At 73.4% G+C, this 22,937-nt stretch carries 25 protein-coding genes and 3 pseudogenes; 8 read left to right on the forward strand and 20 right to left on the reverse strand.

Annotated features, from left to right (window positions below; all coding sequences use genetic code 11):
• Window positions 1–339 (reverse strand): hypothetical protein, encoded by a 339-nt coding sequence (locus ACZ6A9_RS19490; RefSeq protein WP_468987070.1) that lies wholly within the window; start codon window positions 337–339, stop codon window positions 1–3.
• 210 nt (window positions 340–549) lie between these two features.
• Here ACZ6A9_RS19490 and ACZ6A9_RS19495 point away from each other — a divergent pair, with 210 nt between their 5' ends.
• Window positions 550–975, forward strand: a complete 426-nt coding sequence (locus tag ACZ6A9_RS19495) for a DUF6328 family protein (RefSeq protein WP_468987238.1) — start codon at window positions 550–552, stop codon at window positions 973–975.
• Between the two features lie 16 nt (window positions 976–991).
• On the opposite strand, the gene ACZ6A9_RS19500 is transcribed toward ACZ6A9_RS19495, so the two are convergent.
• A complete protein-coding gene (locus tag ACZ6A9_RS19500; protein WP_468987073.1) occupies window positions 992–1,417 on the reverse strand; it encodes an SsgA family sporulation/cell division regulator in 426 nt (141 codons plus the stop codon).
• 102 nt (window positions 1,418–1,519) lie between these two features.
• Window positions 1,520–2,491, reverse strand: coding sequence for an LLM class F420-dependent oxidoreductase (locus ACZ6A9_RS19505; RefSeq protein ID WP_468987075.1), 972 nt, complete (start codon window positions 2,489–2,491; stop codon window positions 1,520–1,522).
• 71 nt (window positions 2,492–2,562) lie between these two features.
• Between ACZ6A9_RS19505 and ACZ6A9_RS19510 the strand changes: the two genes are divergently transcribed.
• Entirely contained in the window at window positions 2,563–4,032 is a 1,470-nt protein-coding gene (locus ACZ6A9_RS19510; RefSeq protein WP_468987078.1) for a serine hydrolase domain-containing protein, read from the forward strand.
• On the opposite strand, the gene ACZ6A9_RS19515 is transcribed toward ACZ6A9_RS19510, so the two are convergent.
• From ACZ6A9_RS19515 to ACZ6A9_RS19545, 7 genes and pseudogenes are all read right to left on the reverse strand, one after another.
• Complete coding sequence (locus ACZ6A9_RS19515) at window positions 4,003–5,586, reverse strand: serine/threonine-protein kinase (protein WP_468987080.1); 1,584 nt, start codon at window positions 5,584–5,586, stop codon at window positions 4,003–4,005. The genes ACZ6A9_RS19510 and ACZ6A9_RS19515 overlap by 30 nt on opposite strands.
• Window positions 5,587–5,665: 79 nt before the next feature.
• The gene (locus ACZ6A9_RS19520; protein ID WP_468987082.1) at window positions 5,666–6,625 is read right to left on the reverse strand and encodes a threonine/serine dehydratase; all 960 of its coding nucleotides are present in this window, start codon (window positions 6,623–6,625) and stop codon (window positions 5,666–5,668) included.
• An 82-nt stretch (window positions 6,626–6,707) separates the two neighbouring features.
• Window positions 6,708–7,385: an AIM24 family protein gene (locus ACZ6A9_RS19525; protein WP_468987084.1), complete on the reverse strand. Its 678-nt coding sequence runs from the start codon at window positions 7,383–7,385 to the stop codon at window positions 6,708–6,710.
• Between the two features lie 102 nt (window positions 7,386–7,487).
• A pseudogene (locus ACZ6A9_RS19530) lies at window positions 7,488–7,595 on the reverse strand (hypothetical protein); the annotation flags it as partial.
• Window positions 7,596–7,850: 255 nt separating this feature from the next.
• Window positions 7,851–8,204 (reverse strand): UBP-type zinc finger domain-containing protein, encoded by a 354-nt coding sequence (locus tag ACZ6A9_RS19535; RefSeq protein ID WP_468987240.1) that lies wholly within the window; start codon window positions 8,202–8,204, stop codon window positions 7,851–7,853.
• Between the two features lie 168 nt (window positions 8,205–8,372).
• A pseudogene (locus tag ACZ6A9_RS19540) lies at window positions 8,373–8,647 on the reverse strand (response regulator); the annotation flags it as partial.
• A 111-nt stretch (window positions 8,648–8,758) separates the two neighbouring features.
• A complete protein-coding gene (locus ACZ6A9_RS19545) occupies window positions 8,759–9,112 on the reverse strand; it encodes a VOC family protein (protein WP_468987086.1) in 354 nt (117 codons plus the stop codon).
• Window positions 9,113–9,171: 59 nt separating this feature from the next.
• On the opposite strand from ACZ6A9_RS19545, the gene ACZ6A9_RS19550 reads away from it, so the two are divergent.
• Window positions 9,172–10,044, forward strand: coding sequence for a universal stress protein (locus ACZ6A9_RS19550; protein WP_468987089.1), 873 nt, complete (start codon window positions 9,172–9,174; stop codon window positions 10,042–10,044).
• Window positions 10,045–10,057: 13 nt separating this feature from the next.
• On the opposite strand, the gene ACZ6A9_RS19555 is transcribed toward ACZ6A9_RS19550, so the two are convergent.
• From ACZ6A9_RS19555 to ACZ6A9_RS19565, 3 genes are all read right to left on the reverse strand, one after another.
• Window positions 10,058–11,290 (reverse strand): DUF4032 domain-containing protein, encoded by a 1,233-nt coding sequence (locus ACZ6A9_RS19555; protein ID WP_468987091.1) that lies wholly within the window; start codon window positions 11,288–11,290, stop codon window positions 10,058–10,060.
• A 40-nt stretch (window positions 11,291–11,330) separates the two neighbouring features.
• A complete protein-coding gene (locus tag ACZ6A9_RS19560; protein ID WP_468987098.1) occupies window positions 11,331–12,077 on the reverse strand; it encodes an MBL fold metallo-hydrolase in 747 nt (248 codons plus the stop codon).
• Window positions 12,078–12,192: 115 nt separating this feature from the next.
• Complete coding sequence (locus ACZ6A9_RS19565) at window positions 12,193–12,831, reverse strand: alpha-ketoglutarate-dependent dioxygenase AlkB (RefSeq protein WP_468987103.1); 639 nt, start codon at window positions 12,829–12,831, stop codon at window positions 12,193–12,195.
• A 130-nt stretch (window positions 12,832–12,961) separates the two neighbouring features.
• Between ACZ6A9_RS19565 and ACZ6A9_RS19570 the strand changes: the two genes are divergently transcribed.
• Window positions 12,962–13,570 (forward strand): TetR/AcrR family transcriptional regulator, encoded by a 609-nt coding sequence (locus tag ACZ6A9_RS19570; RefSeq protein WP_468987106.1) that lies wholly within the window; start codon window positions 12,962–12,964, stop codon window positions 13,568–13,570.
• Between the two features lie 17 nt (window positions 13,571–13,587).
• Complete coding sequence (locus ACZ6A9_RS19575; protein WP_468987108.1) at window positions 13,588–15,261, forward strand: FAD-binding dehydrogenase; 1,674 nt, start codon at window positions 13,588–13,590, stop codon at window positions 15,259–15,261.
• A gap of 22 nt (window positions 15,262–15,283) precedes the next feature.
• Here ACZ6A9_RS19575 and ACZ6A9_RS19580 read toward each other — a convergent pair whose 3' ends face one another.
• The 3 genes from ACZ6A9_RS19580 to ACZ6A9_RS19590 all read right to left on the reverse strand — a co-directional run bounded on the left by ACZ6A9_RS19580 (window position 15,284) and on the right by ACZ6A9_RS19590 (window position 17,287).
• On the reverse strand, window positions 15,284–15,634 hold the full coding sequence (locus ACZ6A9_RS19580) for a DUF488 domain-containing protein (protein WP_468987112.1): 351 nt from the start codon (window positions 15,632–15,634) through the stop codon (window positions 15,284–15,286).
• Between the two features lie 68 nt (window positions 15,635–15,702).
• Window positions 15,703–15,960 carry a WhiB family transcriptional regulator gene (locus tag ACZ6A9_RS19585; protein ID WP_468987115.1) on the reverse strand — a complete coding sequence of 86 codons (258 nt, stop codon included), beginning with the start codon at window positions 15,958–15,960 and terminating at the stop codon, window positions 15,703–15,705.
• Window positions 15,961–16,066: 106 nt separating this feature from the next.
• Window positions 16,067–17,287 carry a saccharopine dehydrogenase family protein gene (locus tag ACZ6A9_RS19590; RefSeq protein ID WP_468987120.1) on the reverse strand — a complete coding sequence of 407 codons (1,221 nt, stop codon included), beginning with the start codon at window positions 17,285–17,287 and terminating at the stop codon, window positions 16,067–16,069.
• A 134-nt stretch (window positions 17,288–17,421) separates the two neighbouring features.
• Between ACZ6A9_RS19590 and ACZ6A9_RS19595 the strand changes: the two genes are divergently transcribed.
• Complete coding sequence (locus ACZ6A9_RS19595) at window positions 17,422–18,123, forward strand: TetR/AcrR family transcriptional regulator (RefSeq protein WP_468987126.1); 702 nt, start codon at window positions 17,422–17,424, stop codon at window positions 18,121–18,123.
• Between the two features lie 236 nt (window positions 18,124–18,359).
• On the opposite strand, the gene ACZ6A9_RS19600 is transcribed toward ACZ6A9_RS19595, so the two are convergent.
• Complete coding sequence (locus ACZ6A9_RS19600; protein ID WP_468987128.1) at window positions 18,360–19,256, reverse strand: LysR family transcriptional regulator ArgP; 897 nt, start codon at window positions 19,254–19,256, stop codon at window positions 18,360–18,362.
• 70 nt (window positions 19,257–19,326) lie between these two features.
• Between ACZ6A9_RS19600 and ACZ6A9_RS19605 the strand changes: the two genes are divergently transcribed.
• Together ACZ6A9_RS19605 and ACZ6A9_RS19610 are read left to right on the forward strand one after the other, a co-directional pair.
• A complete protein-coding gene (locus tag ACZ6A9_RS19605; RefSeq protein WP_468987130.1) occupies window positions 19,327–19,944 on the forward strand; it encodes a LysE/ArgO family amino acid transporter in 618 nt (205 codons plus the stop codon).
• 154 nt (window positions 19,945–20,098) lie between these two features.
• A pseudogene (locus ACZ6A9_RS19610) lies at window positions 20,099–20,389 on the forward strand (MFS transporter); the annotation flags it as partial.
• Window positions 20,390–20,393: 4 nt separating this feature from the next.
• On the opposite strand, the gene ACZ6A9_RS19615 reads toward ACZ6A9_RS19610, so the two are convergent.
• The 3 genes from ACZ6A9_RS19615 to ACZ6A9_RS19625 all read right to left on the reverse strand — a co-directional run bounded on the left by ACZ6A9_RS19615 (window position 20,394) and on the right by ACZ6A9_RS19625 (window position 22,897).
• Window positions 20,394–20,852: a cyclic nucleotide-binding domain-containing protein gene (locus tag ACZ6A9_RS19615; RefSeq protein WP_228965569.1), complete on the reverse strand. Its 459-nt coding sequence runs from the start codon at window positions 20,850–20,852 to the stop codon at window positions 20,394–20,396.
• Window positions 20,853–21,136: 284 nt separating this feature from the next.
• A complete protein-coding gene (locus tag ACZ6A9_RS19620) occupies window positions 21,137–22,615 on the reverse strand; it encodes an aminotransferase class I/II-fold pyridoxal phosphate-dependent enzyme (protein WP_468987135.1) in 1,479 nt (492 codons plus the stop codon).
• Window positions 22,616–22,666: 51 nt separating this feature from the next.
• Window positions 22,667–22,897 (reverse strand): hypothetical protein, encoded by a 231-nt coding sequence (locus ACZ6A9_RS19625; RefSeq protein WP_468987137.1) that lies wholly within the window; start codon window positions 22,895–22,897, stop codon window positions 22,667–22,669.
• Between the last annotated feature and the right edge of the window lie 40 nt (window positions 22,898–22,937).

Below are 22,937 nucleotides of genomic sequence, written 5' to 3' on the forward strand. Positions count from 1 at the left end.
TCACGGCTGGAGGAGCAGCTGCCTCTCCTGCTCCTGGTCGCCGGAGGCGGCACCCTCGTCGCGAGCGGTGAAGGACCGCGCGAGGGTGTCGCTCGCCTGCCGCACCTGCTGCGGGCTGCCCTGCACGGTGACGCTCACCGGCGCCGACAGCGAGCCCGCCTCCACGTCCCCGGACCCCTCCCGGCCCTCCCCGGTGAACGTCGCCACGCGGACCGTCGCTCCCTCCCCGGAGGGCTGCTGGTCCGCCGTCCCGAAGGTCCCCTCCAGGGCCCGGACGACCGCGCGGGCGTCGTCGACGTCCCCGCCGCTGAGCGTCACGGTGAGCTGAGTGTCCGTCATGCGTCCCACGACCTCCTGGCCTCGGTGTCATCGCCGTCCGGGTAACCGTGCCCCGCGCGCCCAAACCGCGGCCGGGCCGGGGGAGGACGGTGGCTTTCGGGGCATCCGAAGAGAGACCGCCAAGCAGAGGGAGGCACTGTGCCGGACACGGAGCGGGACGAGACCAGGCGCCGGGGGCGGAACGAGACGGAGGACGAGAGAGCCGACCGGATGTGGACGGAGCTCATCCAGGAGGTCCGTGTGGCCCAGATGGGTGTGCAGATCCTGTTCGGTTTCCTGCTGACCGTCGTGTTCACCCCGAAGTACGCCGATCTGTCCGACACCGACCAGACGATCTACATCGTGACCGTGGTCCTGGGCGCCTGTGCCACCGGCGCGCTCATCGGCCCGGTGTCGCTGCACCGCCTGGTCTCCGGACGGCGCATCAAGGCGCAAGCGGTGCGCTGGGCCTCCCGGCTCACCCTCCTCGGACTGGCGCTGCTGCTCGCCACCACCAGTTGTTCCCTGCTGCTCATCCTGCGCGTGGCCACCGACGACGACTTCGTCCCGTACCTGGTGACCGGAGTGGTCTGCTGGTACCTGCTCTGCTGGTTCGGCCTGCCGATCTGGGCCCGGTACCGCCACACGACCCGGTGACGGCGGAGCCGGGGGCTCAGCTCCCCGCGAGGACGTCGGCCAGGAAGCCGTCCAGGCCCACCTCCTCGCAGCCCGGAGGGACCACCCGGCGGGTCTGGTGCAGGAAGTCACCGACGCTCTCGGCCCAGGCGTACACCACCGCGTGGTGCCGGCCGCCGTCGGCGTGCGCCTCGCCCAGGAACTCCATCCGCAACTCCCGGCCCACTCCCCGGGACTCCGGGCTCAGCCGCACGTCGCCGACCCCGACCGCCCGGGTGAGACCTTCGGTGACCATCTCGCGGTCCAGCTGCCAGCGGGCCAGCACCCGGCCGTCGTGGCTGAAGACGATGGTGACGGCGAACGGGTCGGACGGGTCGTAGCTCAGGTGGGCGAGCACGGGGAAGCGGTCCGTGACGCCCGCCTGGAGCTCCACCACCAGGGTCTTGTGCACGAACGAGTTCACGAGAGGCCTTTCGGAGAACCGGGCGTAGGGACCTCTAGTACCCCGCATCCGCGGGAGATGCTCCGCCGGGCGGGTGAAGTACGGCGCACCGGGCCGCCGGCGTCAGCCGAAGGCGTCCCGCAGGGCCGGCAGCAGGGTCTCCTCCGACCAGTCCAGGAACCGCGGCTGCGATGCCCCGCCTATCTGCACCAGCGCGATCTCGGTGAAACCGGCCTCGGCGTAGGGGCGCACCGCCTCGACGAAGTCCGCCGGGTCGCTGCCGCAGGGGATGGATTCCGCGACGTCCTCCGGGCGGACGAACTGGGTCGCCAGGGTGAAGTTGTCCGGGTGCGGCAGTTCGGAGTTGACCTTCCAGCCGTTGCCGAACCAGCGGAACTGGTCGTGGGCGCGCTCGACGGCCGCGTCCCGGTCAGGGTCGTAGCACACCGGCAACTGTCCGACCCGGGGCTTGCCCTGCCCGCCGTGCCGGTCGAAGGCGTCGAGCAGTTCGGCCTTCGGCTCCGTGGCGATGACCAGGTCGGCGAGCCGGCCCGCGAGGGCGCAGGACCGCTTCCCCGACACGGCGATGCCGATCGGCGGCGGCTGGTCCGGCAGGTCCCACAGCTTGGCCGACTCGACGTCGAAGTGGGTGCCCCGGTGGTTCACGTGGCCGCCCTCGAACAGCGCCCGGATGATCTCCACCGCCTCCTCGAACATCTCGTGCCGCACGTCCACCGACGGCCAGCCGCCGCCCACCACGTGCTCGTTGAGGTTCTCGCCGGAGCCGAGCCCCAGCCGGAACCGGCCCTCCGACAGCAACTGCACCGTCGCCGCCTTCTGCGCCACCACCGCCGGGTGGTAGCGGAACGTCGGACACGTCACGTACGTCATCAGCGGAATACGCGAGGTGGCCTGCGCGGCGGCGCCCAGCACGCTCCAGGCGTAGGGCGAGTGACCCTGCGAGGCCAGCCACGGGAAGTAGTGGTCGGAGGTCACCGAGAAGTCGAAGCCCGCCTCCTCGGCCCGCACCACATGGTCGACCAGCTCTCGGGGCCCGGCCTGCTCGGTCATCATCGTGTATCCGATCTGCACCATGCCGTCCGGGTCCCCGGCCGCGGACGGGGGAAACGGTGGATCACCCCGGGGCGCCCGGGCAGGATGGCCCCATGACTGCCCGTGACCTCCCCGCCTCCGATCCCGCCGCCCAGGGCGTCGACGCGTCCGGCGTCCACGCCTTCCTCGACGCCCTCGAAGCCGCCCCGGACATCGAACCGCACAGCCTGATGATCCTGCGCCACGGCCGGCTCGTGGCATCCGGCTGGTGGGCTCCGTACACCGAGCGGCGCCCGCACCTGCTGTACTCGCTCAGCAAGAGCTTCACCGCCACCGCCGCCGCGCTCGCCGAGGCCGAGGGGCTGATCGACTTCGACGCCCCGGTGCTGTCGTACTTCCCGGAGTTCGAGGCCGACATCACCGACCCGCGCAGCAGGGCGATGCTGGTCCGGCACGTGGCGTCCATGGCCAGCGGCCACGACCGGGAGATGATCGACGCGGCGTACGGCACCGACCGCGCCGAACCCGTGCGCGGCTTCCTGCTCCAGCCGCCCGAGCACGATCCGGGGACCGTCTTCGCCTACAACCAGCCCTGCACCTACGCGCTCGGCGCGGTCGTGCAGCGGGTCACGGGCCAGACCCTCACCGACTACCTGCGGCCCCGCCTGTTCGACCCGCTGGGCATCGGCGAGACGCTGTGGCAGCGGGACCGGGCCGGCCGCGACATCGGCTTCAGCGGACTGCACGCCGGGACCGACGCCGTCGCACGCCTCGGCCAGCTCTACCTGGACGACGGCGTCTGGCAGGGCGAGCGGCTGCTGCCCGAGGGATGGGTCGCCCGCGCCTCCCGCCGGCACATACCCACCGCGGGCGCCATGGGGGCGGAGAACAGGTCCGACTGGGACCGCGGGTACGGGCACCAGTTCTGGATCTCCCGGCACGGATTCCGCGGCGACGGCGCCTACGGGCAGTTCTGCCTCGTCCTGCCCGAGCACGACGCCGTGATCGCCACGACGACGGCGACCGAGCAGATGCAGGACTATCTGGACCTGGTGTGGAAGCACCTCCTGCCCGCCTTCCGTCCCGGCCCGCTGACCGGCCGGGAGACCGCCGACACCGCCCTGCGCGAGCGCCTCGACCGGCTCGCCCTGCCCCCGGTCGCCGGGAGCCCCGTGCCGCCGGAGCGCGGCGGGGAGTGGACGGGCGCGGTGTTCGCCCCGGACGGGGGAATCTGCGCCGACCGGCCGAAGCTGACCGCGGTCGAGGTCGTCCCGGAGGCCGGTGGCGGCTGGACGCTGCGGCTCACGGAGGACGGTGAGCCGTTCGACGCCCGGTTCGACGGGCGGGGATGGACCGTCACCGAGGAGCCCGCCCCGGCCGCCGTGAGCGGCGGCTGGGGCGACGACGGCGCCCTCACCGTGGACGTGGCGTTCCTCGAGACACCGCACCGGATCCGGGTCACCTGCTCCCTCGCCGACCGGACCTTCACCGCCCGCTGGCACACCCGTCCACTGAGTGACCTGCCCCTGCGCCGGCTGCGCGCCCCGGGCCGCTCACGGCGAGCCCGGCCGGAACGTCCGTAGGAAGGTCCGCAGAGCCTCCCGGCTCGCGGGGTCGTCCCAGTCGGCGGCCGGGGTGGTCCAGCGCAAGGAGAAGCCCCGGCCGCCGCCCAGGAGGAAGCCCCGGCCGAAGGTGCGCACCCGGACGCCGTCGTCCTCGGCGTACCACTCCATGTCGGCGGCCTCGCGCCCCTGGTAGGTCCCCGCCCGGATCCCGCCGATCCGCTCGTACCCCCCGGACCGCTCCAGTCGGGGCTCCACGTCGTCCCGCCACACGGCCACGGCGTCCGCTCCCACCCGCTCGCTGTAGGTCACGGCGAGGGTGCGCGGGTCCCCGCCGGCGCCGAACGTGACGCGGTAGGACAGAGTGGCGGTGTCGGAGGTCTCCAGCCGCTTCCAGCCCCCGGGCAGCGCGACGGAGAAGCCCTCCGGAGCCCGGTAGGTCCGGAAGCCGGGCGGAAGACCGCCCGAGCCCGACGGGGACGGAGTGGGTGTGACGGAGGGCGGGGGCGGGTCAGGGGCAGCCGGGCCGTCCCCGCCGCCGGGCGCCCCGGAACCGGCCGACGCGGACAGCGGGGGCGGCGCGTCCGCCACGGTTGCGCCGCCGGATCCGGGCAGCCCACGCGCCGCGACGAACACGGCGGCCGCGACGGTGACGACGAGGGCGGTGCCCAGCACCACGGTCCTCCTGCCCCGCTCCGCTCCCCGGCCGGCACCGGGCGCACCGTGCGGTCCGGTTCTCGCAGCCGTCGCCGCGGCGGCATCCGGGGCCTCGCGCAGCACACGGGTGAGCGCCTCACGGACCACCTGACGGGGCAGCCGGTCCCGAGCGTCCTTGCGCAGCAGACCCTGGACGACCTGGGTGAGCGGGCCGCACCGCACCGGGGGGCGCAGCGGCAGCCGGTCCACCGCCCGCAGCGTCGCCTCGGGCCGTCCGCGGTCCCGGAACGGCGGCCGCCCCTCGAGCAGCGTGTAGAGGATCGCGCCCAGCGCCCACAGGTCGGCGGCGGGACCGATCCGCTGGTCGCGGGCCTGCTCCGGAGAGGCGTACGACGGTGCCGTGAGCCGGGGCGCCGACGTCATGCCGGCCAGCCCGTAGCCGGTGACGACCAGGGGGCCGTCCTCGCGCAGGAACACCTGGCCGGGACTGAGCTCCCCGTGCGTGACGGCTCCGGCGTGCGCGGCGTCCAGCACGTCGAGCAGCTCCAGCCCGACGCGCGCGGCCCGCGCCCAGGTGAACGGCCCCCGCTCGCGCAGGACTTCGTCGAGGGGCGTGCCGTCGATCCACGCGGTGACGGTCCACAGCGCGCCGGCTTCGCCGACGGCGTCGACGACCGCGGCGACCCGGCCGGGGCACAGCCCGCTCACGCTTCCGGTGGCCCGCAGGACCCGGGCGGGGGCGCGGCGGGCCGCCTCACCGGCGTCGTCCGGCAGCTCGGTACGGGTGGCCAGACACGGGCGGCCCGTCCGCAGGTCGTCGGCGTACCAGCTGACGCGGTTGGTCTCCCGGTGCGTGACCTCGACCAGCCGGTACCGGCCGGCGACCGGCCGGTCTGCCGAGACGTGCGCCCTGCCCATGGCCATCCCTCGTCGAACCGCTGGATCCCGCTTCCCCCACTGGTACGGGTGAGCGGGCGGGGTCCGTTCAAAGGAAGGCTCAGCGGAGCTCGAAGTGTTCCGCCCAGGCGATCATGTCGGCGGTCGTGGCGTTGCCGCCGCACACCACGAGGCCGAGCCGTGCCCCCTCACCGACCCGTTCCACCACCCGCCGCGCGGCGGGCAGCAGGCAACCGGCGGCCGGCTCGGCCCAGACCTTCGCGTGGTCCGCGAGTTCGAGGGACCCCCGCACCGCCTCCCGGTCCGTCACCACCAGGACCTCGGTGACCAACTCCGCCACATGCGTGTACGTGAGCCGGGAGACGGCCGGGGCACTGAGGGTGGAGACGATCGACGTCAGCTCCACCGGCACCGGGCCGCCCGCCGCCAGCGCCTCGGACATCGCCCGGGCGCCCTCCGTCTCCACGCCCCACACCCGGACCCCGGGCCGGCTCGCCCGCAGCGCCGCCGCGACCCCGGCGATCAGCCCGCCGCCCCCGATGCTCACCAGCACGTCCGTGAGGTCACCGGCGTCCTCGGCCAGCTCCAGCCCCACCGTGCCCTGACCGGCGATCACCACCGGGTCGTCGAAGGGGTGGACCAGCGTCAGACCCTCCTCCTGGAGCCGCCGCATCAGCCCGAACGCGCCGTCCATGTCGTCGGTCACCCGCACCGAGGCGCCCGCGGACTCCGCGATCTCCACCGCCCTCACGGGCGCCGAACGCGGCATCACCACCGTGGCCTTCACATCGAGGGCCGCGGCCATGACCGCGAGGGCGATCCCGTGGTTGCCGCCGCTCACCGCCACCACCCCGGCCGCCCGTTCGGCCTCGCTCAGCGACAACAGCTTCGCCGCCGCGCCGCGCACCTTGAACGATCCGGTGCGTTGCAACAGCTCCAGCTTCGCCGTGACCGGCACACCCAGCAGCTCCGACAGCCCGGGGCTCTGCGCCGTCGGGGTCCGCACCACGTGCCCGGCGATCCGCGCGGCCGCGGTCTCGATGTCGGCGATCTGGATCACGACTGTCACCTCTCCGGCACGGGGACCGGTGATCCGTGCCGTGACCACCCTGACCCCGTGCGGCGGGCCAGGTCAACGACGTTCAGTGCTGCTGGGCCTTGTGCGGTGTCGCCTCGCTGGGACGCACCACCACATGCCCCTCGCCCTGGAACTTCAGTTGCACGGCCTCGCCCGACCCGCCGCGCAGCATCGAGCCCAGCGACTGCGAACGGTGCAGCGAGGTGTCCAGACCCGCGGTCCAGCCGACGATCGCGTCGGTGTCCACGAACACCGGGTACTGCGGCGACACCGGGATGACCAGCGGGTTCCCCTCGCACACCAGCCCCAGCCGGCCGTGGCCGGTGAAGACGCTGTTGAACAGCCCGCCGCCGGTGATCCCGGCACCCTTCACGGTGGCGATGCGGTACGACAGCGAGGAGTCGAAGCACAGCACGTTGCGGCCGTTGACGGTGAACTCGTCGCCGGGGTCGACGTCGACGACGAAACAGTTCTGCGCCTCGTGCGCGAACCAGGCCTCACCCTGGCCGCGTACCGCCATCAGCGGCAGGCCCTCACCGGTCACCGCGCGCTTGAGCATGCCGCCCACACCCTGGCCCTTGCGCTCGAACTGGAGGTTGCCGCGGTAGGCGACCATCGCTCCCTGACGGGCGTGCATCTCGCCGTCGACCGTGTAGCGGACGCACTTGGCGTTCTCGATCGTCATCCCCGCGGCCGTGGCCGGCTGCACCATGTGCTGACTGGAAAACAGGTTACCCTTCATGGGGGGCATCCTCCCCCGGACCTCTTCCCTCCGCCAAGGCCGGCCGCCGACCGCGAAGCCGGCGCCGATGTGGGTGAAACCGGCCGCGAGGATGTCGGCGCGGTGGCCGGGGCTGTTCATGCAGCCCTCCACCACCTCGGTGGGCGAGAAGCTGCCCGCAGGCGATGTTCTCGCCGACGGCGGGTCGACGGTGAGCGTGTCGCCGTCCAGCCGTCCGCCCGGGGCGGACGGCTGGTTGCAGAACGGAGTCGGCGTCGTCGCGCACCTTCCTCCCGTCGTCCGTGATCAGCGCCGACACGTCGAAGGGACCGGGCACCCGGACCGTCACCGCACCGACCGGGAGGGCCAGAATGCCGCCGGGGCCAACTCGCGCATCACGCCGCCCTGATGATGTCGTCGTGCGCACGGACGGGTGGGGTGTCCGGTCAACGACGAGCGGCGTGCGGGGGTTCCCGGCCGTGCGGCTCAGCGGCGCAGCGCCTGCGTCCACTCGGCGGGCACCCGGCCCGCGGGGCCCGGCGCCGGCTGGTCGGCGGGGTGGCTCACCGGTGGGGCGAGGTCCGGGCCGGACGCGTACAGTTCGTCGGTGGCGTAGTTCCAGAACCAGGCCTCGCCCGGCTCGTAACTGCGCACCACGGGGTGGCCGGTGGCCTCGAAGTGCGCCGTGGCGTGCCGGCCGGGCGAGCTGTCGCAGCAGCCGATGTGGCCGCAGCTCGCGCAGCGCCGCAGATGGAACCACCACCCGCCCTCGGTGTCGCACTCGGCGCATCCCGTCCCGGTCGGCGGGACGCTCGGGTCGATGACGTGTTCGCTGGTCATGCCGGCTCCTCGGGGGTGTCGTCGGGCTCCGGGGCGGTGAGCGGGAGCAAGCACCTGGAAGCGGGTGTCGCCGGGCCCGGAGTCGAAGCGGAGGCTCCCGTGATGCGTGTTCACCACGATCCGCCAGGAGATGTCCCGTCCCGGGCCGGCGCCCTCGCCCGCCGGCGGCACCCGCCGTGCGCCCGGCACGACGTCCGGGGCCTGCTCCGGGAAAGCGATGCCGTCATCCGCGGCATCCGGTCGTCGGCGAGGATCACGGCGACGAGGCCGTCGCGCGGTTTCAGCTCGCGCAGCGCCCCGAACGCGGACTCGCCGGAGTCCGCGCGCACGATCCGGTACCACGCGCCGCAGTACCGCCTGAGGCCCCGGGCCACGGCGCGGGAGACCCCCGGGTCGTCGTCGACGGTCATGATGACCGTCCGCGCTGCGCCGGCCTCGGTCATACGTCCCCCACGGGCGGTAGGCTCCCCGGCACGGCGGATCCCGTCCGGCCACCGCACCGGCCCTGCCATCGTATGTGCCCCCGGGCCGGCCCGCTCGGAGGCGGGCGGGCCTCACCCGTGACGGGACGACAGCACGCAGAACTCGTTGCCCTCGATGTCCGCGAGGACCACCCAGGACTGCTCGCCCTGCCCGATGTCCACCCGGCGCGCGCCCATCGCGAGGAGGCGGGTGACCTCCGCGTCCTGGTCCTCGGGCCGGAAGTCCAGGTGCAGCCGGTTCTTGCCGGCCTTGGTCTCCCGTACCGGTTCGAAGATCAGGCCCGGCAGCCGGTCCGGTGACTGCCGGATCTCGAACTCGCCGGGGATGTCGTTCACCACCACCCAGCGCAGCGCCTCGCACCACCAGCGCCCGAGGGCCACCGGATCGGCCGCGTCCATCACTACCTGCTCCCACCTCAGCGTCATGCGGCCAGCGTAGGGAAGACTGGACCCCGCGCAGTGGACACGACACCGGGAGGAACCGCATGACGCGCCCGATCACGGCAGGGATCGACGGAACCGAGGAGAGCCTCGCCGCGCTCAACTGGGCGGCCAGGGAGGCGGTCCGCCGGGGACTGCCGCTGAGGGTGGTGCACGCCTGGACGTTCGAGTCGGGCGGCGCGGCGGAGCCGGGTGACCTGGGCACCCAGGAGCAGTGGGTGCGCGACTCGGTCGGTGAGGCGGCCCGCACCGTCCGGGAGCGGCACGCGGAGCTGTCCGTGACCACGGACGTCGTCGAAGGGGACGCCGTGGAGACGCTGACGGCGCTGGCGGCCGAGTCGGAGATGCTGGTGCTCGGCTCGCGGGGGCACGGCCGCATCGTGGGTTTCCTGGTCGGTTCGGTCGGCCAGCAGGTGATCGTCGGGGCGGGCCGGCCCATCGTGTTCGTCCGCGCCGGGGACCAGGCCTCGAACGAGGTCGCCGGGCACGAGATCGTCGTCGGCCAGCAGGGCGACCCGGAGGACAGCGCCGCCGCGCTCGGCTTCGCCTTCGAGACCGCCGCCCGGCGCGGGGCGACCGTGCGCGCCGTGCGGGCCTGGGCGCTGCCGCCGGTGTTCGCCTACAGTCCCGCCTCCCTCCAGGTCCTCGACGAGGCCGGTGGCCTCGAACCGTTCGAGCAGAAGTCCCTGGCGGCGGCCCTCGCCCCGTGGCGGGAGCGCTACCCGGACGTGCACGTGGTCGAGCACGTGGAGATGGGCAGCGCCGGACAGGTGCTGCTGTCGGTGTCGGGCACCGCACAGCTGATGGTCGTCGGCCGCCGCGCCCGCCGCACCGCCGTGGGCACCCGGATCGGTTCGGTGGCCTACGGAGTCCTGCACCACGCGGACTGCCCCGTCGCGGTCGTACCGCCCGCCTGAGGCCGCGGCCGGCTCACTCCTCCGTCGGCTGGAGCGTCGTCCGTGCCCTGGGGAGGATGTTGCGGATGTAGTCCTCGACGGCGGTGCCGAGGCCGATGTCGTGCTGGGCCCGTTCGGACATGTACCAGCGGTGTTCCAGGAGTTCGTGGTAGATCTCCGCGGCGTCCATCGGGCCGCGGAGCTCGGGGGGCACGGAACGCACGGTGGGCCGGAACACCTCGCGTACCCACCGGTGGGCGAGGACTTCCGGGCGGGCGCCGAGGGGATCGCCCGGGGCGTAGTCGTCCTGGGTGGCCATCCAGCTCTCCAGGTCGTTCAGCAGCCGCCTGGCCTGGTTCTCCTCGGCGTCGAGCCCCGTGAGCCGCAGCAGCTGCCGCTGGTGGTGGCCGGCGTCGACGACCTTCGGCACGAAGGTGACCGTGTCGCCGTTGGAGGCGTGCTCGATCTGCATCTCGGCCACGTCGAAACCGAGGTCGTTCAGGCGCCGGATGCGGCGCTCGATGTAGTGGTACTTGCCCGCCGGGTAGACGGAGGTGCGGGTCAGTTCCTGCCACAGGCTCTGGTAGCGGGCGCAGATCTCGGTGCCGAACTCGATCGGGTCGACGGAGGGGTGCAGCGCGCCGGACGCCTCCAGGTCGAGCAGTTCGCCACTGATGTTGACCCGGGCCAGGTCGAGGTCGTACTCGCGCTGGCCGGTGCTCAGTTCGGGGTGCAGGTCCCCGGTCTCGGCGTCCACGAGGTAGGCGGCGTAGGCGCCCGCGTCCCGCCGGAACAGCGTGTTGGACAGCGAGCAGTCGCCCCAGGCGAACCCGGCCAGGTGCAGCCGGACGAGGAGCACGGCGAGCGCGTCCATCAGCCGGTGCATGGTCGCCGGGCGCAGCGTCGTCTCGAACATCGACCGGTACGGCATCGAGCCGCCGAGGTGGCGGGTGACCAGGACGCTCTCCAGTGGCTCCCCGGCGGGGTCGGTGCGGCCGGTGACCACGGCGAGCGGGTCCACCGCCGGGATGCCGATCCGGTCCAGGTCGCGCAGCAGCTCGTACTCACGCAGGGCGGGCCGCTGGGCGAGTTCCTTGACCGCGATGACCTCGTCGCCGGCGCGCGCGTAGCGCACCACGTGCCGGGAGATGCCGCGTGGCAGCGGCACCAGGTACTCCTCGGGCCAGTCCTCCAGCGGCAGGTGCCACGGCAGTTCCAACAGGAGCGCGGGATGCTCCGGGTTGGTGGCGTTGATCTGCAGTGCCATGGCTGCGGTGTCCTCGTCTCGCGGTGATCGTCACCTCACCCTAGTGCGCGCGCTCCCGGGCCAGCCGGGCGGCGTCGCGCACGGGCCCCTCGTACAGCGGGCCGTGTCCGGGCAGCAGCAGGTCGCCGTCGAGCCCGCCCAGGACGTCCAGCGAGGCCACGGCGGTGGCGCGCTCGTGGTGGAACATGTCGCTCAGCATCTGCGGCCCCTCGGCCCGCGAGGTGGGATGCCCGCTCACCAGCGCGTCGCCCGACACCACCACCCCCCGCTCGGGGAGGTGGAAGGCGCAGTGCCCGGCGGTGTGGCCCGGGGTGTGCACGGGCACGGGCCGGCCGGGCAGGTCGAGCGGACCGGACCCCGGGAACGGCTCGGGCGCGGTGACCGCGACGTCCGCCGTCCCGCCGCTGCGCAGGGCGTGCGCGGCCCACGGCAGCACACCCGGCCGCCATCCGCCCCGCAGCACCTGCCCGACGCTCACCTGGTGCAGGAAGTCCCGCCGCGCGTGCGGGACTTCGGCCTCGTGGGTGTACACGGGAGTGCCGTACGCGGCGCTCAGGTACTCGGCGGAGCCCAGATGGTCGTTGTGGGCGTGGGTGATCAGTACGGCCGTCACCGCCCCGGGCGAACTCCCCACCTCCGCGAGGGAGGCGAGCAGTCCCTCACGGTCGCCGGGATAGCCGGTGTCGATCAGCGTGACGGCGTCCCCCTCGGTGAGGATCACCCAGTTGGTGTGCGTGCCGTGCACCAGGTAGGTGCCGTCCGTCACGTGCCGCACTGTCGCTCGCATGACCGCCCCGAGTCCGCATCGTCCGTGTCCGACGGGAGAAGGAAAGCAGATCACGGCGGGAGCGCGGACGGCGGGTCGGGACACCCGGCGGCGGTGGGGAGGGGCCTCCGGCAGGTCAGTTCACGCCGCGTGGACGGTACTGGACGCTGATGCGCGGTCCGGCGGCGCGGCCGCTCTTGGGGACGGCGTGCTCCCAGGTGCGCTGGCAGGAGCCGCCCATCACGATGAGGTCGCCGTGCCCGAGGGGACGGCGCACGGTGTCGCCGCCGCCCACCGGACGCAGCAGCAGATCGCGCGGGGCGCCCACGGAGAGGATCGCGACCATCGTGTCCTCGCGCGCGCCCCGGCCGATCCGGTCGCCGTGCCAGGCGACGCTGTCCCGGCCGTCGCGGTAGTAGCAGAGTCCGGCCGTGACGAACGGCTCGCCGAGTTCGCCGGCGTAGTGCGCGCTGAGCGCCTCGCGGGCCTCGGCCAGCACCGGGTGCGGCAGCGGGTCGCCCGTGCGGTAGTACGACAGCAGCCGGGGCACGTCCACGACCTGGTTGTACATCTGCCGCCGCTCCGCTCGCCAGGGGACCTCGGCGGCCAGGTGCTCGAAGAGCGTGTCGGACCCTCCGAGCCATCCCGGCAGGACGTCGATCCAGGCGCCCCGGCCCAGCTCGGTGCGGCGCACCCCGTCGAGCGGGCCCAGCCGCAGCTCGTCGGCCTGGTCGAACAGGGAGCCCTGGAGCGCGGGGGCGTGGTGCGTGCTCATGGTGCCAGCGTACCTCTGAATCGAAAATACGTTCTAGCTCGATCTCGCGCGGCCTCTGCACGGGTCTGTTCGATACACCGGTGTATCGGATACGTTCCCGTATCGAACGGCGGAGCGGGAGGGGCACGGCATGGCGGCAGGCGACACGGCGGGGCGGGTCACCCGCCGCCGGCTGCGCACGCGCGCGAACCTCCTGGACGCCGCGTTCTCGGTGTTCGCGGCCAAGGGCTTCGGACACGTCTCGATCGAGGAGATCTGCGAGGCGGCCGGCTACACCAGGGGCGCCTTCTACTCCAACTTCGCCGGCCTGGACGAGCTGTTCTTCGCCCTGTACGCCGAGCGCGCCGAGCTGATCGCGGAGCAGGTCTCCGGCGCCCTCGCCCTGGACGGTCCCGATCTCGACGTGACCGCCGCCGTCGACCGCGTCACCGACGTCCTGCTGCTCGACCGTGACTGGCTGCTGGTCAAGACCGACTTTCTGGCGCACGCCGCCCGCGACCCCGAGGTGGCGCGCGGCCTGCTGGAACACCGGGCGCGGCTGCGGCGGGCCATCGCCGACCGGCTGGCCCGGGCCCGCGGCCACACGGAACTGCCCGCCGTCCTCGGCGACGCCGAGGGCGCCGCGCACGCCGTGATCGCCGCCTACGACGGGGTCACCACCCGACTGCTGCTGGACCGGGACGTCGCAGGCGCCCGGGCCTGGCTGAGACAACTGCTCACCGCGCTGCTCACCGGATGAAGGAAGGGACGGTCGCCATGGATGCCGACGTCATCGTCGTCGGAGCGGGACTCGCGGGCCTCGTCGCGGCCCACGAGCTGACCAGCCAGGGCCGCAGGGTCGCCCTGGTCGACCAGGAGAACGCCGCCAACCTCGGCGGCCAGGCCTTCTGGTCCTTCGGCGGACTGTTCCTGGTGGGCTCACCGGAACAGCGACGCCTCGGCATCAAGGACTCCTTCGACCTGGCCTGGAGCGACTGGCGGGGCAGCGCGGGCTTCGACCGCCTCGACGACGAGGACAGCTGGGCGGTGCGCTGGGCGAGGGCCTACGTCGAGTGGGCGGCGGGGGAGAAGCGGTCCTGGCTGAACGGCCACGGCATCACCTTCCTGCCCACCGTCGGCTGGGCGGAGCGCGGTGACCTCCGCGCGGACGGCCACGGCAACACCGTGCCCCGCTTCCACATCGCCTGGGGCACCGGGACGGGCGTCGTCGAGCCCTTCGTCCACCATGCCCGACAGGCCGCCCGGGACGGGCTGCTCACCTTCCACCACCGCCACCGGGTCGACGAACTCGTCGTCGAGGGCGGCACCGCGCGCGGGGTGCGGGGCACCGTGCTGGCGGAGGACGACGCCCCGCGCGGTGTCGCCTCCAGCCGGGAGACCATCGGCGAGTTCGAGCTCACCGCGCAGGCCGTGATCGTCACCAGCGGTGGCATCGGAGCTGACCACGACACCGTCCGCCGCTACTGGCCGGAGCGGCTGGGCACCCCGCCCCGCGAGATGGTCACCGGTGTCCCCGCGTACGTCGACGGGCGGATGCTGGACATCAGCGCCCGCGCGGGGGTGCGGCTGGTCAACCGGGACCGCATGTGGCACTACACCGAGGGCCTGCGCAACTGGGACCCGGTCTGGCCCGGGCACGGTATCCGCATCCTGCCCGGCCCGTCCTCCCTGTGGTTCGACGCCCTCGGCCGCCGGCTCCCCGAGCCGTGCCTGCCCGGCTACGACACCCTCGGCACACTGAAGCACCTGCGCACCACCGGGGACATCGCCGGATACGACCACTCCTGGTTCGTCCTGACCCAGAGGATCATCGAGAAGGAGTTCGCGCTGTCGGGCTCCGAGCAGAACCCCGACATCACCGCCAAGGACCGGACCGGCTTCCTGAAGGAGCGCGTGCTGGGCAAGGGAGCCCCCGGGCCGGTGGACGCGTTCCTGCGCAGGGGCGCGGACTTCGTCACCGCCCCGACCCTCGAACAGCTCGTCGAGAAGATGAACGCCCTCACCGACGAGCCGCTGCTCGACGCGGCACTCCTGCGGCGCCAGATCGAGGCCCGCGACCTGCAACTGGCCAACGCCTACAGCAAGGACGCCCAGGTGCAGGGCATCCGTAACGCCCGCCGCTACATCGGCGACCGCCTCGGCAGGGTCGCCACCCCGCACCGCATCCTCGACCCGGCGGCCGGCCCCCTGATCGGCGTCAAGCTGAACATCCTCACCCGCAAGACCCTCGGCGGCATCCAGACCGACCTCGACTCGCGCGCGCTCGGCGCCGACGGGCGGCCGGTCGAAGGCCTGTACGCGGCGGGCGAGGTGGCGGGGTTCGGCGGCGGAGGCGTCCACGGCTACAACGCGCTGGAGGGCACCTTCCTCGGCGGCTGCCTCTTCTCCGGCCGCGCGGCGGGCCGGGCGGCGGCCGCGCAGACGGCGTAGGCCACGGGGTGCGGCCCGCCCCTCAGTCCTCCAGGAGGCGGGCCAGCACCTCGGCGTGGCTGTGGCCGGTGTCCTTGGACGCGGTCAGCAGGGTCACGGTGCCCTTCTTCGCCCGTCGCCTCACCCGGTCGACCAGTTCGGCGGCCTCCGGAGCGGCCAACTCCGCCTCGTAGCGCTCCCGGAACTCCTCGTACGAGCCGCCGTCCCCGTGGTACCAGCGGCGCAGCTCCGTGGACGGCGTCAGCGCCTTGGGCCACTCGTCCACCCGGGCCGCGTCCTTCGCCAGACCGCGCGGCCACAGGCGGTCGACCAGGACCCGGAACCCGTCGTCCGGTTCGGGCGGCTCGTACACACGGCGCACTCGTACGCCCATGGTCCGGCCCCTTCCTGCGGTGTCCCGCGAGCCTACCGCCGCGCACGGGACCGGGCGCGGCGAGCCTCTCAGGAGCCGCCGCCGGCCCGGCGCGCGGCGATGCGCCGCTTCAGCGCACGCCGTTCCGTCTCGCTCGTGCCGCCCCATACGCCGAGGGACTGGCCCGTCTCCAGTGCCCACTGGAGGCACTGTTCCCGTACGGGGCAGCTCCGGCACACCGCCTTGGCCTGTTCCGTCTGCATCAGGGCGGGGCCGGAGGTGCCGATCGGGAAGAAGAGGTCGGGGTCCTCGGTCCTGCAGGCCGCGCTGCTTCGCCAGTTGTCCATCGGAAGTCACCTGCGATCGGAGTCGATGCACACCCTTGCGGGTGCCTTACTCCATTCCGGGTGACCTGTCGACCCGAGGCGAAACTGGCGGACCGTGTGCGCGGGGTCACCGCTCGCGCAGCCCCCACGGCGAACCGTACGCCGTCAGCAGCTCCAGGAAGGGACCCGCGGGGAACGCCTCCGGCCCCAGGACGCCCGTGCCCGTCCAGGCGCCGCCCGCGAGCAGTTCGAGGGCGACGACGGGGTTGACGGCGGTCTGCCACACCACGGCCTGGCAGCCGTACTCGGCCATGGACCACTCGTTGTCGACCACGTGGTACAGGTACACCTCGCGGGGCGCGCCGTCCTTGGTGCCCCGCACCCAGGTGCCGGCGCAGGTCTTGCCGCGCATCCGCCCGCCCAGCGTCGCCGGGTCGGGCAGGCAGGCGGCGACGACGTCCCGGGGCGAGACCCGCACCGGCCCGTCGGGACCCGGGACGGTCACCGGCTCGGTACGGTCCAGGCCCAGCAGGTGCAACGTCCTGAGGGTGTCGACGAACTCCCGGCCCAGCCCGTACTTGAAGGTGACCCGGCGGGCGTCCACCCACCGCGGCACGAGCAGCACCTCCTCGTGCTCGACGTTCACGCACTCCACCGGCCCGATGCCTTCGGGGAAGTCGAACACCTCCGGCTCGCTGAAGGGTTCGGTGGTGAACCAGCCGCGGTCCTTCTCGTAGACGACCGGTGGATTGAGGCATTCCTCGATGGTGGTCCAGATGCTGAAGGAGGGTGCGAAGCCGTAGCCGTCCACCGTGAGGTTCGCACCGTCGCGGACCCCGATCTCCTCGATCTCGTCGAAGAGTTCGTCCGCCGCGTACCGGGCGAACACGTCCGACAGGCCGGGCTCCACCCCCATGCCGACCAGGGCCAGCGCACCGGCGTCCTCCCACGCGCCGGCCTGCCCGAACTGCTCGTCGCCGAGCTTGACCCCGCACTCCTCGTACGGGCGTTGCGGGTGCGGCCGGGACAGCGACATCGCCATGTCGACGTACGTGGCACCAGCGCTCCGCGCGGCCCGGAACAGCGGCATCACGAACCGGGGATCGGTGGCGTTGAGCAGCACGTCGCAGCCGTGCCGCTCGAGCAGCGCCGTCACCGCGCCCTCGTCGGAGGCGTCCACGCGCCCGGATGTGAAGCGGGCGCCGTCCGCGCCGAGCGCCGCGACCGCCGCCTCGGCCCGGGCCGGGTCGAAGTCGGCCACCACCATCAGGTCGAAGAACGGCCGCCGGGCGGCGATCCGGGTGATGGCGGTACCCACGCCGCCCGCTCCCACCAGCAGTACACGCATGACGGAGCACTCCCTTCCTTCCTCGTGGATCCGCTCGGATCCGGGACGCGTACGGGGCCCCGGTGGGGATCCAACGCCGTGCCGCGGCGTAAGGTCAATGGTGTTGGCATAAGGGCGGCTGGAGGGGGACGGCGATGCCGAAACGCGTGGTGCCCGAGGAGCGGCGCAGGCGCCGCAGGCCCACCAAGGGCGGCCGGGTGCTGTCCGAGACGCTGATCGTCGAGACCGCGCTGCGGCTGCTGCACGAGCACGGCAGTGCGGGCCTGACCGCCCGTCGGCTGGGCCTCGCCCTGGACTGCGACCCGAGCACCTTCTACCGCTACTTCCGCGGCATGGACGAACTGACCCTCGCCATCGGCGACGCGCTGATCGGCCGGGCGCTGCGCGGCTGGTGCCCGGCCGGGTCCTGGCGCGAGGACCTTCGGGCCATCGGGCTGCGCATCCACACCGCCTACCTGTCGCATCCGCAGGCGGCCGTCCTCACGGCGAGCCGTGTCTCCGGGCGCGCGAACGAACTCGCCGCCGACGAGGCGGTGCTGGACGTGTTGCGCACCGCGGGCTTCCCGCTGCCGGAGGCGGTGCGCGTCTACCACGCCTTCATCGACACCACGCTGGCCTTCGCCGCCCTCGACGCCGCGTCCCTCGCGCTGCCGGGCGCCGCCCGGCGTGCCGACGAGGACATGTGGCGCTCGACCTACGCCCGCCTGCCGGCCGCCACCCACCCACGCCTCGCCGAGGCGGCCCCGCTCCTCGCCGCCGTCATGGTCACCAGCGCCTACCCCACGGCCCTGGACATGCTCCTGACCAGCGCCGAGAACGGTCTCGGCGGCTCGTAGGGCCTGTCACGAAGGACCCGCCCGGAGCCCCGGAGCCGTCCTCGGAACAGTCCGGCCGGCACTCCCCGGGACGTCGTCCCGACCGGGTCGGCTCCGGGCACCGGCGATCCGGGCCGACCCGAGCGGGGCCAGCGCGGGCGGGGCCGGACGGAGGAGGCTCCCACGGCGGCATCGGCAGCCGACCACGACGCCGGCGTGCCGGCTCCCGCGACCACGGCCGGAGACCGGCCGCCAAGTCAGCGGTACAGCGCCTCCGCCGCCGCCGCGGTGACCGCGTCGGTCACCGCGGCCAGCGCCGGCGAGTCCAGCTTCCACTGCTGCCAGTACAGGGGCGCGTCCACCGCGCGGTCCGGGGCGAACACCGCGAGGCGGCCGGCGCGCAGCAGGGGATCCGCCTGGACCTCGGGGACCATGCCCCAGCCCAGACCGGCGGCGACCGCCTCGAGGAAGCCCTCCGAGGTCGGTACGTGGTGCCGGCGCTCGCTCGCCTCCGCGCGCCCGCGGGTGAACCGGCGCACGAAGCCGTCCTGGAAGTCGTCCCGTCGGTCGAACACCACCACCGGCGCCTCGGGCAGCGCCTCGCGCAGCGGCCCCGCCAGGTGCTCCGCCGCGAACCGCGGGTTCGCCACCGGGAGATAGCGCATCCGGCCCAGGTGCCGCACGGAACAGCCCGGCACCGGGTCGGGCGAGGAGGTCACCGCGGCCATCACCGTCCCCTCCCGCAGCAGGGCCGCGGTGTGGCCCTCGTCCTCCCGGCGCAGTTCGAAACAGAGGCCCGCTCCCGCCGGCAGCCGGGTCAGCGCCCCCAGGAACCAGGTCGCCAGCGAGTCGGCGTTCACCGCCACCGACACCCGGGTCGGCTCCCCGGCCCCGCTCAGCCCGAGTTCGGCGTACGCGTCCCGTTCCAGCCGGCCCACCTGACGCGCCAGCCGTACCAGCACCTCGCCCGACTCGGTGGGCCGCACCGGCTTGGTGCGCAGCAGCAGCACCCGGCCCGTGCGCTGCTCCAGCGCCTTCACCCGCTGGCTCACGGCCGAGGGTGTCACGTGCAGCGCGGCGGCCGCCGCGTCGAACGTCCCCTCGTCCACCACCGCGAGCAGCGTCCGTACCTGGTCCAGCGGGAGGTCTGTCATCACGACAGCTAAGGCTACGTAAGAATCCTTAGCTGTACTGCACCGTCCGCTCGAACGTAACGTCCTCGGCATGACCAGCACCCTCACCACCGCCGCCGCCGGATTCGGCACCGGCCTCTCCCTCATCGTCGCCATCGGTGCCCAGAACGCCTTCGTGCTGCGCCAGGGCGTCCGCCGCGACGCCGTGCTCCCCGTCGTGGCGATTTGCGCCCTGTCCGACGCCGCCCTCATCGCCCTGGGTGTCGCCGGGGTCGGCGCGGTGGTCGTGGCCTGGCCCGGCGCGCTGACGGCGGTCGGCTGGATCGGCGGCTCCTTCCTGCTCGGCTACGGCGCCCTGGCCGCCCGCCGGGTGCTGCGTCCGGCCACCGAGGGACTGCGGACGGAGGGCGAGGCGGCGGGATCACGCCGCCGGGCCGTGCTCACCTGCCTCGCCATGACCTGGCTCAATCCGCACGTCTACCTCGACACCGTGTTCCTGCTGGGCTCGGTCGCCGCCGACCACGGAGCGCTGCGCTGGACCTTCGGGCTCGGCGCGGTGCTGGCCAGCCTGTGCTGGTTCGCCGCGCTCGGTTTCGGCGCCCGTCTGCTGAGCCGCTTCCTGGCCCGCCCCACCGCGTGGCGTGTCCTGGACGCGCTGGTCGCCGCCACCATGATCGTCCTCGGTCTGACGCTCATCGCGGGGGCCTGAGGGTCTGACGCTCATCGCGGGGGCCCGAGGACGGGGCCGCCGCCGGCCCCCGCGACACTGGCCGGGCCGCTGCGCGCCGGGGCGCTGATCCCCGTCACCGGCCTGGCCGAGCCTGGAGGGCTTCCGCTACATCTCCGGCCCTGCGGTGCTGCTGCTGTCCTTCCTCGCCCTCGCCGGGCTCGCCGACATGGTCTCGATGGTGTTCCGTGGGGCCATCCTGCTGTCCGCCGCGACCGAGGAGATGCCCGGCCGGACGCAGGGCGTCTTCACCGTCGTCATGGCCGGCGGCCCCCGGCTCGCCGACGTGCTGCACGGCACGGCGGGTTCCGCCTTCGGGCCCCGTACGGCCGTGGCGGATGGCGGGATCCTGGTCGTGGTCGTGGTCGTGGTCGTGATGCCGGCGCTCGCCGCCGCGATGCCGGCGCTGCGCCGCTACCGGGTGTGAGGGCCTACACGGCCCCGCCGCGCCGGTGCATCGCGTACTGCTCCATCAGCTTGCCGCGCGTCGTCTCGAGCCGGTGGGCGAGGACCTCGGCCACCTTGCGCACCAGCAGCAGACCGAGCTCGGGGTCCTCCTCGCACAGCCGGAGCACGGCCGCCGCGTCGAACTCGTAGGCGCGCACCGGGCTGAAGGCCACGGCGCCGAAATCCCACTCGTGCGGCGGGAACAGCCAGGACCAGCCGAGCAGGTCACCTGCGCCGAGGCCGGCGACCGTCACCCGGTGCAGCGCGTTCACCGGCTGGTCCAGCGAGACGGCGCCGGAGCGGATCACCCAGAAACGGTCGGCGGTGCCTCCCGGCTCGAAGATCCGGGTGTCCTCCGGGAAGGACACCTCCCGCGCCAGGGCCATCAGCCGCGCGCGCTGCGGAGGGGGGAGGGCCGTCAGGAGTTTGATCGCTTTGGTCATGACGCGGGGCTCCTCGCCGGGCAATCGGTTCCGGTGCTTTCCCTATGTTCATTTCATCCGCTGCCGCCGTTCGGGGCACCTCGGCGGGCCGGTTCGCCTCCGGACATGAAAAAGCCCTAGCTGGACGGGGGAAGCCAGCCAGGGCCGTAAGCGGTGGTGTCGGAGGACGGGGCGTCGACTCCGTCACCACGTATGGATGAACGATAAACCATCTGGTCGGCGTTGCGGTAATCCGGTCGCGTGACCTCTTTCACGCCGGTTCCACGGAGGCGCCGGCCGCGGCCTCAGCCGGCCCGCTCGTCCACCACCCGCACCGACTCCAGGCCCGGATCCGACGGGTCGGGCAGGTACATCCCCGCGTCGAGGCCGCTGCGCAGGTACCGGAGCACGGGCTCGGTGAGCCGCTCGCCCGGCAGGACGGCCGGGATGCCGGGCGGATAAGGAGTGATCATCTCGGCCGCTGTCCGGCCCGCTGCCCGCGACAGCGGGACCTCCTCGGCCGGACCGAAGAACGCGTCCCGCGGCAGCATCGCCTGCTCCATCCGCAGCTCGCCCGGCTCCGGCACGTCCACCCGCGGCGCCGTCGGCAGACTCCCCGCCGCCCGGCCCAGGTCCCGCAGCGCCGACAGCAGTTCGCCGGTCGTCTCCCGGTCGTCGCCATGGGTGATCTGCGCCCCGATCCGGCGGTGGTCGGCCAGATGCGCGTCGATGCTCCGGTGCTCGCGCAGCCAGTCCGCCGCCTGATAGGCGGTGATGCCCAGACCGCTGAGGTCGATCACGCAGGGCAGCGGATCGAAGTCGTCCGCGAGTTCCGGGCCGCAGAAGTCGTCCCGGTCGTGGACGTGCATCCCGTCGATCCGCTCGATCGCGGCCCGGACCTCGCCCGCGAGCTCCAGGGCCGCCCCCATCAGCTCCTTGCCGCCCAGGGCCATCTGCCGCCGCCAGCCGTCCAGCCCGGCGAAGATCAGCGCCGACGGACTGGTGGTCCCCAGCAGGTCGGCCCGCATGCCCAGCAGCGCGGGCGGCACCAGGTCCCCCTTGAGATGGAACACGGAGCCCTGCTCCAGACCGCTGCCCATCTTGTGGATGCTGGTCACGCAGATGTCGGCTCCCGCGTCCATCGCCCAGGAGGGCAGATCCGGGTGGAACGGCAGATGCGCGCCCCAGGCCTCGTCCACGATCAGCGGACGCGAGCGCCGGTGGCACGCCTCGGCGATCGCCCGCAGCGGGGCCGCCGCGCCGTACGGGGTCGGGCTGGTCACCAGGGCGCCGCGGGCGTCCGGGTGGGCCTCGAAGGCCCGGTCGAAGTCGACGGCCGACGGCGGGTGCGCGAGCTTCCGGTCCGCGTCCCACCGGGGCTCCACCCACACCGGCTCGATGCCGGACAGGATCAGCCCGGCCACCACCGACTTGTGGGCGTCCCGCCCGATCAGCAGTTTCTCGTGCGGACCCGCGACCGCCAGCATGGCGGCCTTGACCGACAGGGAAGACCCGCACGTGCTGAAGAACGTGTGGTCGGCGTGCACCGCGTCGGCCATCAGCTCCTGGGCCTCCTGGAGCACCCGCCCGCGGGTGAGCCGGTCGTCCAGACCGCCCGTCGCCAGCACGTCACCCAGGAACACCGCGTCCCCGAGCACCTCACGGACCGCGCGGTCCGCTCCGCGGGCCTGCTTGTGGCCCGGCGGCGTGAAACCGATCCGCCCCTCGCGGTGGTAGTCCTCCAGTGCTTCCAGAATCGGCGCCCGGCTGTGATCGACCGTCATGGGCTCCCGGGTGCCCGGGCGCGGACGGTGTCAATCCACGGGCCCCGCCGTTCAGCCCCGCGCCGCGTGCCGTCCCGGCGTCAGGATCTCGTCCAGCACCCGCAGCACCACCCCGTACGCCACCGTTCGCACCTCGGCGTCCCGCGCGGCCGCCGGGTCGCCGGAGCCCTCCCGTCCGAGCTCCTCGCCCCGGGCCCGCCAGGTCCGCTCCTCCTGGGCCGCACAGGCCCTCGCCCGCTGAATGCGCCGCAGCAGTTCGTCCGCGTCCACCACATCGGTCATACGCACCACATACCCGTGTGCGGCGTTCGAATGACAGGAG

The organism is Streptomyces sp. NPDC041124, from assembly GCF_055592385.1.

Bases quoted from the DNA above. Each gene is read 5' to 3' on its own strand.
- ACZ6A9_RS19490 (WP_468987070.1), bottom strand. From the start codon at position 339: ATGACGGACACTCAGCTCACCGTGACGCTCAGCGGCGGGGACGTCGAC.
- ACZ6A9_RS19495 (WP_468987238.1), top strand. From the start codon at position 550: ATGTGGACGGAGCTCATCCAGGAGGTCCGTGTGGCCCAGATGGGTGTG.
- ACZ6A9_RS19505 (WP_468987075.1), bottom strand. From the start codon at position 2,491: ATGGTGCAGATCGGATACACGATGATGACCGAGCAGGCCGGGCCCCGA.
- ACZ6A9_RS19510 (WP_468987078.1), top strand. From the start codon at position 2,563: ATGACTGCCCGTGACCTCCCCGCCTCCGATCCCGCCGCCCAGGGCGTC.
- ACZ6A9_RS19515 (WP_468987080.1), bottom strand. From the start codon at position 5,586: ATGGGCAGGGCGCACGTCTCGGCAGACCGGCCGGTCGCCGGCCGGTAC.
- ACZ6A9_RS19525 (WP_468987084.1), bottom strand. From the start codon at position 7,385: ATGAAGGGTAACCTGTTTTCCAGTCAGCACATGGTGCAGCCGGCCACG.
- ACZ6A9_RS19535 (WP_468987240.1), bottom strand. From the start codon at position 8,204: ATGACCAGCGAACACGTCATCGACCCGAGCGTCCCGCCGACCGGGACG.
- ACZ6A9_RS19545 (WP_468987086.1), bottom strand. From the start codon at position 9,112: ATGACGCTGAGGTGGGAGCAGGTAGTGATGGACGCGGCCGATCCGGTG.
- ACZ6A9_RS19550 (WP_468987089.1), top strand. From the start codon at position 9,172: ATGACGCGCCCGATCACGGCAGGGATCGACGGAACCGAGGAGAGCCTC.
- ACZ6A9_RS19555 (WP_468987091.1), bottom strand. From the start codon at position 11,290: ATGGCACTGCAGATCAACGCCACCAACCCGGAGCATCCCGCGCTCCTG.
- ACZ6A9_RS19560 (WP_468987098.1), bottom strand. From the start codon at position 12,077: ATGCGAGCGACAGTGCGGCACGTGACGGACGGCACCTACCTGGTGCAC.
- ACZ6A9_RS19565 (WP_468987103.1), bottom strand. From the start codon at position 12,831: ATGAGCACGCACCACGCCCCCGCGCTCCAGGGCTCCCTGTTCGACCAG.
- ACZ6A9_RS19570 (WP_468987106.1), top strand. From the start codon at position 12,962: ATGGCGGCAGGCGACACGGCGGGGCGGGTCACCCGCCGCCGGCTGCGC.
- ACZ6A9_RS19575 (WP_468987108.1), top strand. From the start codon at position 13,588: ATGGATGCCGACGTCATCGTCGTCGGAGCGGGACTCGCGGGCCTCGTC.
- ACZ6A9_RS19580 (WP_468987112.1), bottom strand. From the start codon at position 15,634: ATGGGCGTACGAGTGCGCCGTGTGTACGAGCCGCCCGAACCGGACGAC.
- ACZ6A9_RS19585 (WP_468987115.1), bottom strand. From the start codon at position 15,960: ATGGACAACTGGCGAAGCAGCGCGGCCTGCAGGACCGAGGACCCCGAC.
- ACZ6A9_RS19590 (WP_468987120.1), bottom strand. From the start codon at position 17,287: ATGCGTGTACTGCTGGTGGGAGCGGGCGGCGTGGGTACCGCCATCACC.
- ACZ6A9_RS19595 (WP_468987126.1), top strand. From the start codon at position 17,422: ATGCCGAAACGCGTGGTGCCCGAGGAGCGGCGCAGGCGCCGCAGGCCC.
- ACZ6A9_RS19600 (WP_468987128.1), bottom strand. From the start codon at position 19,256: ATGACAGACCTCCCGCTGGACCAGGTACGGACGCTGCTCGCGGTGGTG.
- ACZ6A9_RS19605 (WP_468987130.1), top strand. From the start codon at position 19,327: ATGACCAGCACCCTCACCACCGCCGCCGCCGGATTCGGCACCGGCCTC.
- ACZ6A9_RS19615 (WP_228965569.1), bottom strand. From the start codon at position 20,852: ATGACCAAAGCGATCAAACTCCTGACGGCCCTCCCCCCTCCGCAGCGC.
- ACZ6A9_RS19620 (WP_468987135.1), bottom strand. From the start codon at position 22,615: ATGACGGTCGATCACAGCCGGGCGCCGATTCTGGAAGCACTGGAGGAC.
- ACZ6A9_RS19625 (WP_468987137.1), bottom strand. From the start codon at position 22,897: ATGACCGATGTGGTGGACGCGGACGAACTGCTGCGGCGCATTCAGCGG.